At 39.5% G+C, this 12,978-nt stretch carries 12 protein-coding genes, 1 tRNA gene and 1 riboswitch; of the genes, 12 read left to right on the forward strand and 1 reads right to left on the reverse strand.

Going from position 1 to position 12,978, the window contains the following annotated elements; translation table 11 throughout:
- Nucleotides 1-127: 127 nt before the first annotated feature.
- The 3 genes from AC6I5B_RS00835 (at nucleotide 128) to AC6I5B_RS00845 (ending at nucleotide 2,778) form a co-directional block, all read left to right on the forward strand.
- Entirely contained in the window at nucleotides 128-964 is an 837-nt protein-coding gene (locus tag AC6I5B_RS00835) for a DUF2238 domain-containing protein (protein WP_022249827.1), read from the forward strand.
- A 202-nt stretch (nucleotides 965-1,166) separates the two neighbouring features.
- Nucleotides 1,167-2,405 (forward strand): ammonium transporter, encoded by a 1,239-nt coding sequence (locus tag AC6I5B_RS00840; protein WP_173691605.1) that lies wholly within the window; start codon nucleotides 1,167-1,169, stop codon nucleotides 2,403-2,405.
- Between the two features lie 16 nt (nucleotides 2,406-2,421).
- The gene (locus AC6I5B_RS00845; protein WP_083382982.1) at nucleotides 2,422-2,778 is read left to right on the forward strand and encodes a P-II family nitrogen regulator; all 357 of its coding nucleotides are present in this window, start codon (nucleotides 2,422-2,424) and stop codon (nucleotides 2,776-2,778) included.
- A 63-nt stretch (nucleotides 2,779-2,841) separates the two neighbouring features.
- Here AC6I5B_RS00845 and AC6I5B_RS00850 read toward each other — a convergent pair whose 3' ends face one another.
- Nucleotides 2,842-3,723: a LysR family transcriptional regulator gene (locus tag AC6I5B_RS00850; protein ID WP_044986685.1), complete on the reverse strand. Its 882-nt coding sequence runs from the start codon at nucleotides 3,721-3,723 to the stop codon at nucleotides 2,842-2,844.
- A gap of 314 nt (nucleotides 3,724-4,037) precedes the next feature.
- On the opposite strand from AC6I5B_RS00850, the gene AC6I5B_RS00855 reads away from it, so the two are divergent.
- The 9 genes from AC6I5B_RS00855 (at nucleotide 4,038) to AC6I5B_RS00895 (ending at nucleotide 12,973) form a co-directional block, all read left to right on the forward strand.
- Nucleotides 4,038-5,123, forward strand: a complete 1,086-nt coding sequence (locus AC6I5B_RS00855; RefSeq protein WP_044986859.1) for an SLC13 family permease — start codon at nucleotides 4,038-4,040, stop codon at nucleotides 5,121-5,123.
- Nucleotides 5,124-5,192: 69 nt separating this feature from the next.
- A complete protein-coding gene (ttdA, locus tag AC6I5B_RS00860; RefSeq protein WP_044986688.1) occupies nucleotides 5,193-6,092 on the forward strand; it encodes a L(+)-tartrate dehydratase subunit alpha in 900 nt (299 codons plus the stop codon).
- Complete coding sequence (gene ttdB / locus AC6I5B_RS00865; protein WP_022250738.1) at nucleotides 6,092-6,718, forward strand: L(+)-tartrate dehydratase subunit beta; 627 nt, start codon at nucleotides 6,092-6,094, stop codon at nucleotides 6,716-6,718. The genes ttdA and ttdB overlap by 1 nt, the downstream gene beginning before the upstream one ends.
- Nucleotides 6,719-6,942: 224 nt before the next feature.
- A tRNA-Cys gene (locus tag AC6I5B_RS00870) sits at nucleotides 6,943-7,013 on the forward strand.
- A gap of 156 nt (nucleotides 7,014-7,169) precedes the next feature.
- Nucleotides 7,170-7,266: riboswitch (SAM riboswitch) on the forward strand.
- A 120-nt stretch (nucleotides 7,267-7,386) separates the two neighbouring features.
- Nucleotides 7,387-8,574, forward strand: a complete 1,188-nt coding sequence (gene metK, locus AC6I5B_RS00875; protein WP_004611481.1) for a methionine adenosyltransferase — start codon at nucleotides 7,387-7,389, stop codon at nucleotides 8,572-8,574.
- 170 nt (nucleotides 8,575-8,744) lie between these two features.
- A complete protein-coding gene (locus AC6I5B_RS00880) occupies nucleotides 8,745-10,235 on the forward strand; it encodes a sensor histidine kinase (RefSeq protein WP_022250737.1) in 1,491 nt (496 codons plus the stop codon).
- Complete coding sequence (locus AC6I5B_RS00885) at nucleotides 10,228-10,917, forward strand: response regulator transcription factor (protein ID WP_004611483.1); 690 nt, start codon at nucleotides 10,228-10,230, stop codon at nucleotides 10,915-10,917. Before AC6I5B_RS00880 ends, AC6I5B_RS00885 begins: the two co-directional genes overlap by 8 nt.
- 16 nt (nucleotides 10,918-10,933) lie before the next feature.
- Entirely contained in the window at nucleotides 10,934-12,313 is a 1,380-nt protein-coding gene (locus AC6I5B_RS00890) for a TrkH family potassium uptake protein (protein WP_044986690.1), read from the forward strand.
- Between the two features lie 9 nt (nucleotides 12,314-12,322).
- Complete coding sequence (locus AC6I5B_RS00895) at nucleotides 12,323-12,973, forward strand: potassium channel family protein (RefSeq protein ID WP_004611485.1); 651 nt, start codon at nucleotides 12,323-12,325, stop codon at nucleotides 12,971-12,973.
- Nucleotides 12,974-12,978 lie beyond the last annotated feature (5 nt).

The raw sequence follows: 12,978 nt of genomic DNA on the forward strand, positions 1-12,978 counted from the left end.
AATTAAGTATACGTTATACAAGGTTAATTGTCAACTATATATAAATAATGGTTAACAATTAAAAGGTTGAAGAATTGTAGAGAAAGAGGTAAGATAAGTAGGTAAAATGAAAGAAAGAGGACGAAAGATGAGACAAAAGTTGAGAATTCGCTGGAAAGCATTAAAGATGGAAATAAAAGAACATAAAAGTTCTTTTGTGGTGTATATGGTACTTCGAGCATTGGTAATCCTGGTGATGATTCTACAGATTTTAAACAGGAATTACGAAGATGTGTTTTACTGTGTATTGACTTTATTGCTGTTGATTGTTCCGAGCTTTCTCCAAGTAGAGTTAAAGATTGAACTTCCGACGACATTGGAGATTATTATTTTACTGTTTATATTTTCGGCAGAAATTTTGGGGGAGATCGGTGCATATTATACGCGCGTTCCCAATTGGGATACAATGCTTCATACTTTGAATGGATTTTTAGCAGCCGCAATTGGTTTTTCGTTAGTAGATATTCTTAATCGGGATGAGAGAGCAAAGTTCAATTTGTCACCGCTTTACATGGCAGTGGTAGCATTTTGTTTTTCAATGACAATTGGTGTGATGTGGGAATTTTTTGAGTGCGGTATGGATTTATTTTTCGGGATGGACACACAGAAGGATACGATTGTAAACAGTATCAATACAGTGATGCTTGATCCAACGGGCGGTAATCAAGTGATTCATATTGGAGATATTAACAGCGTGATAGTAAATGGAAAAGAGCTTGGACTTGGTGGTTATTTGGATATTGGGCTTTTGGATACAATGAAAGATCTATTTGTGAATTTTATTGGAGCGGTTGTATTTTCAATTATTGGATTTTTTTATGTGAAAAAGCGTGGAAAGGGAAGAATTGCAAACAAATTTATTCCGAAACCAAAGCAGGAAGAAGCAGATTTTTTGAAAATCGTAGAAGAATCAGAGGAAAGATAGTTAATATTGACTATTGTCTGTTAATTTAAAGTATGTTATACTTTATTCCAACAAAGGTGTTTAGAAGATTTCTAGACACTTTTTTTATTGTATAGATGTAACAGAAACTCCGTGCAAAGAGGCACACCTGCTTTGTCGGAGAGAATGTCTCCTTCAAAGAAGATGCCAGGAGCATGGAAAGGATTTTGAAGGAGGAGTGGTTATGAATACAGGAGACACAGCATTTGTTATGATTTCGACAGCATTGGTTTTCTTTATGACACCAGGTTTAGCATTTTTTTATGGCGGGTTAGTCAGACGTAAAAATGTAGGGAACACGATGATGGCATGTGTGGCTATTATGGGGATTTCGGTTGTCATGTGGGTTTTATTTGGGTATTCACTCGCATTTGGTGGAAATCATGCAGGTATAATCGGCGATTTTAGATGGTTTGCTTTTTCAGATATTGGTATGGAAACGGGCCCATATTCTGAAAAAATTCCGCATTTGGTGTTTGCGGCATTTCAGATGATGTTTGCGATGATTACGCCGGCATTGATTACGGGTGCACTTGTAGGGAGAATGAAATTTAAGGCGTTGTTTTTCTTTGTAATATTTTGGTCGGTTATTGTTTACTATCCGCTGGCACATATGGTGTGGGGTGAGGGCGGTTTGCTGGCTGAAATCGGTTCAGTAGATTTTGCCGGCGGAGACGTGGTCCATATAAGTTCCGGAATCAGTGCACTGGTTCTTGCTGTTTTAATTGGAAAACGAAGAGGATATGAACATACGACTTACCGGATTCACAATATTCCGTTTGTTGTCCTTGGGGCATCGATTTTATGGTTTGGATGGTTTGGATTCAATGCAGGAAGTGCACTCGGAGCAAATGGGCTGGCTGCACATGCATTTATGACATCTGCGGTATCTGCAGCGACCGCATTACTGTCCTGGATGTTGATTGATGTTCTGAAAGAAGGAAAACCAACACTGGTTGGAGCTTCTACCGGTCTTGTGGTTGGGCTTGTTGCAATTACACCGGGAGCCGGGTTTGTACCGATTTGGTCTTCATTTATTATTGGAGCACTCGTTAGTCCAATCTGTTATTTTGGAGTTGGCTTTATTAAGGAGCGGGTAAAAATAGATGATGCGCTTGATGCCTTTGGGTGTCATGGAATAGGAGGAATTTGGGGCGGACTTGCAACCGGAATTTTTGCAAAAAGTTCTATTAACAGCGTGGCCAAGTGGGATGGCTTAGCATTCGGTGATTTTCGTCTGTTTCGTGCACAGATAATTGGAATTTTGATTACAATTGTGATTGCAGTTTTGGGTACATTAATCTGTACGGCAATTGTAAAAATTTTTACACCGCTTCGAGTAAGCGAAAAAGAGGAAAAAGTAGGATTAGATATTTCCCAGCATGGTGAAAATGCATATCCGTCTTTCAATGGATTGGATTAAGGAAGGAGAGCAGATTATGTTGATTAAAATAGAAGCAATCGTTCGGGAAGAAAAGCTTGAGGATGTAAAAGAAGCATTGAACGCTATTCAGGTAAACGGAATTACTGTGTCGCAGGTTATGGGCTGCGGTTCTCAGCGAGGATATAAAAGCGTTGTGCGTGGAATGGAGGTAGATGTTATGATGCTTCCCAAAATCAAATTTGAGATTGTAGTATCTTCTGAGGAATGGGAGAAAAAGACTATTGAGGCAATTCAGAAAGCGGCGTATACGGGAGAAGTGGGGGATGGAAAAATATTCAGCTATGAAATTCGAAGTGCGCTGAAGATCAGAACGAGAGAGACTGGATTTGACGCACTTCAGTCAGAAAATTAGTTTTGTAATTTGTTTTGCAGGTGGACAGTTTCATTGTAACAATTGACTTTAGAAGCAGAAGGTTTATTTTTGACTTTCCATAAATTCTTTTGTAAAAGCAATAAATTGTTCAGTGCGGCTGTTTAGATATTTGCCCTTTTGCCATACGAGACCGATTTCCTGTGAGATTGTAGGAGCGATTGGTATTCCCTTGACGTCGTTCATATTTTTGAAGAGCGAAGAGTAGAGAATAGCTCCTCCTAGATTCTCACGGACAAATGCCTGAATTGTATAGAGTTGGCTGGCATTTAAAATTACATGAGGCTTTACTTTGATTGTATCAAAAAGTGAAAGCAACGTATGGTTTTGAACGGAATCGGTATTGTACATGATTAGAGGCTCATCTTTTAACATTTCAATTGATATACTTTTTTCTTTCGCGAGAGGATGACTCTTGGAGATACAGAACATTAGCTTGTCAGAAAGAAGCTGACAAGAATTTAATTTATTAGTCTCATAAAAATTCAGATTGACGAGCGCCAGATCCAATACATCATCTAAAACCAGATTGGCGGCACGTACAGAGCCGTATTCAAAAAGCTCAACGGGGATATTTGGATATTTTTTATAAAAAGCAGTCAGCATATCAGGGAAAAAGACTGTACTCAAAAGAGGAGGAATGCCGATTCGGATGGGGGTAATCTGCTTTCCAAGGTCATAAAGCTCTGAGGTCGTCTCATGAATATTGTTAAGAAGTACACTTGCTTTTTGGTAAAATTCTTCCCCTTCTTTTGTCAAAACCATATGATTTTTTGTACGGCTAAACAAACTGATAGAAAATTCCTTTTCCAGTTCTCGAATTGCGTTTGAGATTGCAGGCTGTGTGACATAAAGCTTTTGTGCAGCTTGTGTAATACTGTGATAACGACAAACGGCAGAAAAGTATTCTAATTGAATGATTTTCATTGGTAGTGACCCCATTTCTTCTTAATTTTCTAAAATATTAAAAATTTTATTATAGTAATTATGTCTAAAATTCTTCTGGTTTTAATCCGTGATTATTTTGATTATATCATAATTTTTGTGAGAAATGCTCAAATATACAACATATCATAATTTTTTTAATGGAGGTATCATTTTAAGTAAATGTACAAGCATCTATACGACCTCTATAATAAAGCTATAGCAAACAGCGCTGTGATGTGAATAAAAAAAGGATTGGAGGAAAACAAAGGAGTCCGTCAACAATAACTCTTTTGTTTCTCTTGTTTGCGGTGATTATGTTTGTTATTGAAAAAATACCGCTTGGGGTAACATCAATGATCGTCTGTATCGGACTGACCATTACAGATGTACTGGATGTGCAGACCGCATTTGCAGGATTTACTGACAGTAATGTGATACTGTTCGTAGCGATGTTCATTGTAGGAGGAGCATTATTTGAAACAGGAATGGCAAATAAAATTGGGGGAATTGTAACCAGATTTGCAAAAACAGAACGTATGCTGATTGTAGCAATTATGGTAATTGTAGGTTTGATGAGTGGAGTACTTTCAAATACAGGTACTGCAGCGGTATTAATTCCGGTAGTTATAGGAATTGCAGCAAAATCAGGATACAAAAGATCAAAATTACTGATGCCGATTCTGATTGCAGGAATTTTATTTTATGCAACCATAGGATATAAATTACTTCCGGAATGTGATCCGAAAGAAGAGGAGGCGTTCGATACAAAAAGAGATTTTGATCAGGTACCTAAATGGAAGCAGTGGATGTCATTGATCATTCTGATACTGACTTTACTGGCTATGATCTTTGAAGAAAAGATAGGAATCAGTCTTTGTGTTTCAGGTGGAATCGGTGCTTTGCTTTTGATATTGACCGGTGTGATTTCAGAAAAAGATGCATTGAAATCTATTGACTTGAAAACAATTTTCTTGTTTGGAGGAACTTTATCTCTGGCAGCGGCACTTGAAAAGACCGGAGCGGGAGAGATGATCGCAGAAAAAGTAATTGGAGCACTTGGAAGCGATCCGTCTCCATATATTCTGACGCTGGTCGTATTTCTTCTGTGTTGTGTGATGACAAATTTTATGTCAAACACAGCGACGACAGCATTGATGGTTCCGATCTGTCTGTCGATTGCACAGAGAATCGAAGCAGATCCGAGAGCAGTATTGATGGCATGTGTAATCGGAGGTTCCTGTGCTTATGCAACTCCGATCGGAATGCCGGCAAATACTATGGTTGTGGGAGTCGGAGGTTACCGCTTTATGGATTTTGTAAAAGCAGGATTTCCATTGATTATCATAGCAACGGTTGTGAGTATGATTATCCTCACGATTGCATTTCCATTCTTTCCATAAAAGGATGATTATAATTGTGAAAATAAACAGCATCTGATATAGATGCAAAAAATCAGAGGAGGCAGAAACATGAGTAAGAAAGAACAAGTAGAGCAGCTTACGGATTATATGGCAAATTTTGTGTCATATATCGCAAAAGTGCTGCCGGATGATATTATTGCAAAGCTGGATGAACTGGCAGAAAAAGAGGACAGTCCGCTTTCAAAAGTCATTTACGAGACAATGAAGAAAAATCAGGTACTGGCAAAAGAATTGAACAGACCAAGCTGTCAGGATACGGGTGTATTGCAGTTTTGGGTAAAATGTGGAACAAATTTCCCGCTGATCGGGGAATTAGAGACACTTTTAAAAGAAGCTGTTATAAAATCGACAGTGGAAGCACCTCTTCGTCATAACAGCGTGGAAACATTTGACGAGTACAATACAGGCAAAAATGTTGGCAAAGGAACACCGACAGTATTCTGGGATATTATACCAAACAGTGATCGGTGCGAGATTTATACGTACATGGCAGGCGGAGGATGCACACTTCCGGGGAAAGCCATGGTGCTGATGCCGGGAGAGGGCTACGAAGGAGTTACGAAATTTGTAATGGATGTCATGACTTCTTATGGTCTGAATGCATGTCCTCCGCTTTTGGTCGGTGTCGGTGTGGCAACATCTGTTGAGACAGCAGCACTGCTTTCTAAAAAGGCATTGATGAGACCGCTGGGAAGTCATAATGAGAATGAGCGTGCGGCAGAGATGGAAAAGTTGCTTGAAGACGGAATCAATGCAATTGGACTCGGACCTCAGGGAATGGGCGGCAAGTATTCCGTAATGGGTGTACATATTGAAAACACAGCAAGACATCCATCTACAATCGGTGTCGCCGTGAATGTTGGCTGCTGGTCTCACAGACGTGGGCACATTATTTTTGACAAAGATCTCAATTACACGATCACAACACATTCGGGGGTGACTTTATAATGTTGGAAATCAAAGATGGAAAGAAAATTTTAACAACACCGATATCGGCTGAGGATCTGGCAGATATCCATATCGGAGATATTATTTATCTGAACGGAAGTATGACAACCTGTCGTGATGTGGCACACAGACGGCTTGTTGAGGGAGGAAGAGAACTTCCTGTAAATGTAAAGGACGCTGCAATCTTTCATGCAGGACCGATTATCCGTCCTCTTGCGGAGGACAAGTTCGAAATGGTATCTGTTGGTCCGACAACCAGCATGCGTATGGAGAAATTCGAAAAAGAATTTGTGAAACAGACCGGTGTGAAAGTGATTATCGGAAAAGGAGGCATGGGTACAAACACGGAGTATGCATGTAAAAACTATAAGGCAATCCATTGTGTGTTCCCTGCCGGAAATGCAGTGGTAGCTGCTTCAGAGGTGGAAAAAATTATAGATGCACAATGGAGAGATCTGGGAATGCCGGAAACGTTATGGCACTGCCGTGTAAAAGAATTTGGTCCTCTGATTGTATCCATTGATACAGATGGACGAAATTTGTTTGAAGAAAATAAAGTTGTTTTCAATGAAAGAAAAGAGAAAGCAATTAAAGAAATTTGTAAGCATGTAAGCTTTATCAAGTAACATCAAAATAAAACCAAAATACTGCCAGAAATGACCATGTAGAGAGAAAGATTCGAATCTCTTTATATGGTTATTTTGAGGGTATTTGGTGCTGTATAGTACTAATTTTGTAATCTAATGAACAGAAATTTACTTTCTGATAAATAAAAAATATTGACTGAGAATAAATATTTTGTTATAATTTTTTTGTTATTAGAATACAATATATTAGAAAGAAAATATATGGCGCCATAGCCAAGTGGTAAGGCAAAGGTCTGCAACACCTCTATCACCAGTTCAAATCTGGTTGGCGCCTGTCAAAAAGTCTAGGAATTTCATATTTCTGAGGCTTTTTTTCTTTGGTATTAGTAATAAACTTTATCAAACAAATAGGTAAATAGAAAAAGTGCTTGACGGCAGTATTTAGAAGTGTTATTATCATCAACGGAACAAATTAAATAATGCGAACTTTCTCTTATTCAGAGTGGTGGAGGTAAAAGGATCTATGAAGCCACGGCAACCCCGGGAACGGAAGGTGCCAACCTGAGCGAGTAATCGAACAATAAGAGGATTGGTTTATGAGAATATAAAACAGTCCGATTTTGTCGGGCTGTTTTTAGTTAATTAGGGAAGAAGCAGGACAATCCTTAAAGAGAAAGAAAGAAAGAAATAAAGAAAGGAAAGAACGAATGGAAAGATTATTATTTACATCAGAATCAGTAACAGAAGGACATCCGGATAAGATTTGTGACCAGATTTCAGATGCGGTCTTAGACGCACTGTTAGAGCAGGATCCGATGAGCCGTGTAGCTTGTGAGACAGCAATTACAACAGGTCTTGTGTTGGTTATGGGAGAGATCACAACAAATGCATATGTGGATATTCAAAAATTAGTAAGAGAGACAATCGATGAGATTGGATACAACAGAGCAAAATACGGATTTGATGCGCATACATGTGGTGTGGTAACTGCAATTGACGAGCAGTCAGCTGATATTGCACTTGGTGTAGACAAGGCTTTGGAAGCAAAAGAAAATAAGATGTCAGATGAAGAAATTGAGGCAATCGGTGCCGGAGATCAAGGAATGATGTTTGGATATGCATCCAATGAGACAGAAGAATTTATGCCATATCCGATCGCATTGGCACACAAGCTTGCACTGAGACTTACAAAAGTGCGTAAAGATGGAACACTTCCTTATCTTCGCCCGGATGGAAAGACACAGGTAACAGTGGAATATGATGAAAATGGTGTTCCTGCCAGACTGGATGCAGTTGTGTTATCGACACAGCATGATCCGGAAGTGACACAGGAGCAGATTCATGCAGACGTGAAAAAATATATTTTTGACGAGATTTTACCTGCGGAAATGGTAGATGAGAATACAAAATTCTTTATCAATCCAACAGGACGTTTTGTAATCGGTGGACCAAACGGAGACAGCGGTGTCACAGGACGTAAGATTATTGTTGACACATACGGCGGAATGGCTCGTCACGGTGGCGGAGCATTCTCTGGAAAAGACTGCACAAAAGTTGACCGTTCTGCGGCATATGCGGCACGTTATGTAGCAAAGAATATCGTTGCAGCAGGTTTGGCAGACAAGTGTGAAATTCAGCTGTCATACGCAATCGGTGTGGCTCAGCCGACATCAATTATGATTGATACATTTGGAACAGGAAAACTTTCAGAGGAAAAATTAGTAGATATCGTAAGAGAGAACTTTGATTTAAGACCGGCTGGCATTATCAAGATGTTAGACCTCCGTCGCCCGATTTACAAGCAGACAGCAGCTTACGGACATTTTGGACGTCATGATCTGGATTTACCTTGGGAAAAATTAGATAAAGTAGAAACTTTGAAAGCTTACTTGTAGAAAGATTTCAAAAAATAAGAAAAAGTCAGATGCAAATACTTAAAATGAGTGTGCATCTGATTTTTTTGTATAAATTTACAAAAAATTTATAAATATTTAGTGGTTCTTTGGTGTATTACATTTTGTCACATGGTATAATACTACTAATTGTAGAAAAGGATGTGTGTTTATTGAAGTTAAAAACGAGATTGGTGATAGCATTTTTAATCATTATAGTATTGCCGATGGGATTGTCCCTTGCTGTCATTACTGGTTTCAGTCAGTATCAGATATCGATGATCGAGAAGAATTATAATATTACAGGAACGACATATAAGAGCTTTTCAAATCCGGTCAATATGTTAAATAAAGTCACGTCAGCGACATTTCACAAGTTAGTAAAAACGGCAAAGACAGCGCCGGAGACACTGACAGATATCACATATTTGGAAAAAATCAATGAAGAACTGACAAAGAAAAACTCGTATTTGGTTGTAAGGCGCGATGACAAAGTGGTCTATATAGGAGCAGAGGCAGAGACAGAGCTTTTACAAGAGCTTCCGGCATATGGAGACTATGATTCATCTTCGGAGAGCGGCGTCTATCTTGGAGGTGACCTTCAGGTACTTGTAAAGCAGATTGATTTTGAGTATCAGGATGGGGCACAGGGAAGTGCCTTTATTGTGACGGATGTGAGTGATTCTGTGCCTGAAGTGAAACAGCTTATAACTGACATGGTGATTGCGGTTGTATTTATCCTGATGTTCACAGCATTGTTTTTGATTCTTTGGATTTATCGTGGAATTGTGATACCGCTTGGAAGAATGAAGATTGCCACGCAAAATATCAAGGATGGAAATTTAGATTTTGAGCTGGAGATTGAGGCAGATGACGAGATTGGACAACTTTGCCGTGATTTTGAAGAGATGAGAAAACGTCTGAAAGATACGGCGGAAGAAAAAGTAGAGTATGACAGGAAAAGTAAGGAACTTATCAGCAACATTTCCCATGATTTGAAGACCCCAATCACAGCGATTAAAGGTTATGTAGAAGGAATCATGGACGGTGTGGCAGATACGCCGGAGAAGATGGATCGCTATATTAAGACGATTTATAACAAGGCAAATGAGATGGATCTTTTGATCAATGAGCTGACGTTGTACTCGAAGATTGACTCTAACCGTATACCTTACAATTTCAGCACAGTTCTTGTAAATGATTATTTTGATGATTGTGCAGAAGATCTTGCTATGGAACTAGAGGCAAGGGGCATTGAGTTTGGCTATTTTAATTATGTGGAAAGTGATGTAAAGATCATTGCGGATGTGGAGCAGTTAAAGCGTGTCATTAATAATATTGTGTCCAATTCAGAAAAATATATGGATAAAGAACATGGAAAGATCAATCTTCGCGTGAAAGATGTGGGAGATTTCGTTCAGATTGAGCTGGAAGATAACGGAAAAGGAATTGGGGCAAAAGAGCTGCCGCATATTTTTGACCGGTTTTATCGGACAGATGCATCTAGAAATTCCTCTAAGGGAGGAAGTGGAATCGGTCTTTCGATTGTGAAAAAAATTGTGGAAGAGCATGGCGGAAAAATCTGGGCTACGAGCAAGGAAGGCACCGGAACCGTAATGTACTTTGTTATTAGAAAATATCAGGAGGTACCAGTAAATGAGTAAAATATTGATTGTAGAAGATGAGGAGGCAATTGCTGACTTAGAAAAAGATTATTTAGAGTTGAGTGGTTTTGAAGTTGAGGTTGCAAATGATGGAGAGACAGGTTTAAAGAAAGCATTGGAAAATGATTATGATCTGTTTATTTTGGATTTGATGCTTCCGGGAGTAGATGGATTTGAGATCTGCAGACAGGTTCGAGATGAAAAAAATACGCCGATTATTATGGTTTCGGCAAAAAAGGATGACATTGACAAAATCCGAGGACTTGGTCTTGGAGCAGACGATTATATCACAAAGCCGTTTAGCCCTAGTGAGTTAGTTGCCCGTGTGAAGGCGCATATGGCACGTTATGACCGTTTGATTGGAAGCGCAGCAGAAGAAAACAAGGTGATCGAGATTCGTGGACTGAAGATTGATACGACGGCGAGACGTGTGTGGGTGAATGGTGAGGAGAAGCCTTTTACGACAAAAGAATTTGATCTGCTTACATTTTTGGCTTCACACCCAAATCATGTATATACAAAAGATGAATTATTCAGCGAGATATGGGATATGGAATCGATTGGAGACATTGCAACAGTTACGGTTCACATTAAAAAGATCCGTGAGAAGATAGAATTTGATACGTCGAAACCACAGTATATCGAGACTATATGGGGCGTTGGATACCGATTTAAAGTATAATTAAGAAGGGAACGCTATGGAATATTCATCGCTTAAAAAAATCAGGTTCAGCACGATGCAGTTATTGGCAATGGGATTTATCGCGACCATTTTCCTTGGTGGGATTTTATTAACATTGCCGATTTCTAATACACAGCCGATTCGTTTTATAGATGCGCTTTTTACGGCAACAAGCGCAGTCTGTGTAACCGGACTTGTAACAGTTGTGCCGGCGGTACAGTTTACGGTATTTGGAAAAGTCATTCTTTTGATTTTGATTCAAATCGGTGGACTGGGTGTAATCGCGTGTGTGACTGGTTTTTTTATTATCTTAAAAAGAAAAATCACAGTGCGGGAGCGGGTGATTATTCAGGAGAGCTATAATCTGAATACACTGTCCGGAATTGTGGCGTTTGTACTAAAGATTATCAAAGGTACTTTTTTAGTAGAAGGAATCGGCGCGCTTCTTTTTGCAGTTGTGTTTGTACCTGAATTTGGAGCGCTGAAGGGGATTGCATATGCAATATTTCATTCTGTCTCGGCGTTTTGTAATGCAGGAATTGATATTTTAGGAGATGGAAGCTTTACGCAGTATGTTCGTAATCCGGTTATCAATCTGACGACAATGATGTTGATTATAGCCGGAGGAATCGGTTTTACAGTATGGAATGACCTGATTGGAAATTTTAAGAAAGTAAAAGCGAAAAAACTTGTGTGGAGTAAATTTTTTACCAGATTATCTCTTCATTCGAAGCTGGCGATTACGATGACAGTTTTGCTGATTATAACAGGAACCGTGTTTGTGTTTGCATTGGAATATGACAATGCGAAGACAATAGGGAATCTATCATTCGGAGAAAAGATCATGGCATCGGCATTTCATTCGGTATCCACGAGGACAGCGGGATTTGCAACGGTAAGTCAGGATGGATTGACGGCAGGAAGTAAGTTCTTGTCGTGTATTTTAATGTTCATTGGAGGATCTCCTGCAGGAACGGCCGGCGGTATCAAGACTACGACTGCGGCAATGCTCATTTTGACATGTATGACGGTTGTCTATGGGAGACGTGATACAGAGTGTTTTGGCAGAAGAATTCCGGTGGAGAATTTTAGGACGGGCTTTGCAGTGGTAATGCTTGCACTTCTGTTTCTGACGGCGGGAGTGACAATGCTTACGATATTTGAACCGGGGAAGGATTTCTTGGATCTGTTATATGAGGCAGTATCAGCAATTGGTACAGTGGGGCTTTCGGCAAATCTTACACCAAGTCTTGGATTTGGGAGTAAACTTGTGGTGATGAGTTTAATGTATGTGGGACGTATCGGTCCGATTACAATTGCATTGGTATTTGGGGGAAAGAAAAACCCGAAAGAGTTCACAAGAGAATTACCGGAAAAGAGAATCATGGTTGGATAGGAGCAGAATATGAGAAAACAATATGCAGTATTTGGTTTGGGAAATTTTGGGAAGCATCTTGCGCTCGGATTGGAAAATCTGGGATGTGAAGTGATTGTGGTGGACAATTCCATGGAAAAAATTCAGGAAATCGCAGACAAGGTATCATATGCAATGTGCGCCAATATTGAGGACCCGGAAGTGATAAAATCACTGGGAGCAAGAAATTTGGATGGCGCAGTGATTGCAATCTCTGAAAACTTTGGAACAAGTATTATGGCTACGATCATGGCAAAGGAGATTGGAATACCATATGTACTTGCAAAAGCACAGAGCAGCCTTCATGCGACCGTATTAAAAAAAGTGGGAGCAGATGCTGTCGTCCATCCGGAAAAGGAGATGGGGCGCCGTATTGCAAGAACGATGGTGTCAGGTAATTTTGCTGACTGGATAGAGCTGTCGCCGGATTACAGTCTGGTGGAAATAGAAATTCCGGATGAATGGATTGGGAAAAGGCTTGTTGACCTTCAAATTCGTGAAAAATACGGAATTAATGTAGTAGGAACTATTGAAAATGGTGTTGTAGATGTTACAATTAATCCGCAGCGGCCGTTTAATAAGAATCTAATCGTGATATTGATCGGTTCGAATGAAGCGTTACAAAAGTTGAAAAAGGAATAGGGAAT

This window comes from Faecalimonas nexilis, assembly GCF_059731825.1.

Excerpts from the sequence above, each read along its gene's own strand:
- AC6I5B_RS00850 (WP_044986685.1), bottom strand. The coding sequence starts at position 3,723 with ATGAAAATCATTCAATTAGAATACTTTTCTGCCGTTTGTCGTTATCAC.
- metK (WP_004611481.1), top strand. The coding sequence starts at position 7,387 with ATGGAAAGATTATTATTTACATCAGAATCAGTAACAGAAGGACATCCG.
- ttdB (WP_022250738.1), top strand. The coding sequence starts at position 6,092 with ATGTTGGAAATCAAAGATGGAAAGAAAATTTTAACAACACCGATATCG.
- AC6I5B_RS00885 (WP_004611483.1), top strand. The coding sequence starts at position 10,228 with ATGAGTAAAATATTGATTGTAGAAGATGAGGAGGCAATTGCTGACTTA.
- AC6I5B_RS00890 (WP_044986690.1), top strand. The coding sequence starts at position 10,934 with ATGGAATATTCATCGCTTAAAAAAATCAGGTTCAGCACGATGCAGTTA.
- ttdA (WP_044986688.1), top strand. The coding sequence starts at position 5,193 with ATGAGTAAGAAAGAACAAGTAGAGCAGCTTACGGATTATATGGCAAAT.
- AC6I5B_RS00835 (WP_022249827.1), top strand. The coding sequence starts at position 128 with ATGAGACAAAAGTTGAGAATTCGCTGGAAAGCATTAAAGATGGAAATA.
- AC6I5B_RS00845 (WP_083382982.1), top strand. The coding sequence starts at position 2,422 with ATGTTGATTAAAATAGAAGCAATCGTTCGGGAAGAAAAGCTTGAGGAT.
- AC6I5B_RS00895 (WP_004611485.1), top strand. The coding sequence starts at position 12,323 with ATGAGAAAACAATATGCAGTATTTGGTTTGGGAAATTTTGGGAAGCAT.
- AC6I5B_RS00855 (WP_044986859.1), top strand. The coding sequence starts at position 4,038 with ATGTTTGTTATTGAAAAAATACCGCTTGGGGTAACATCAATGATCGTC.
- AC6I5B_RS00840 (WP_173691605.1), top strand. The coding sequence starts at position 1,167 with ATGAATACAGGAGACACAGCATTTGTTATGATTTCGACAGCATTGGTT.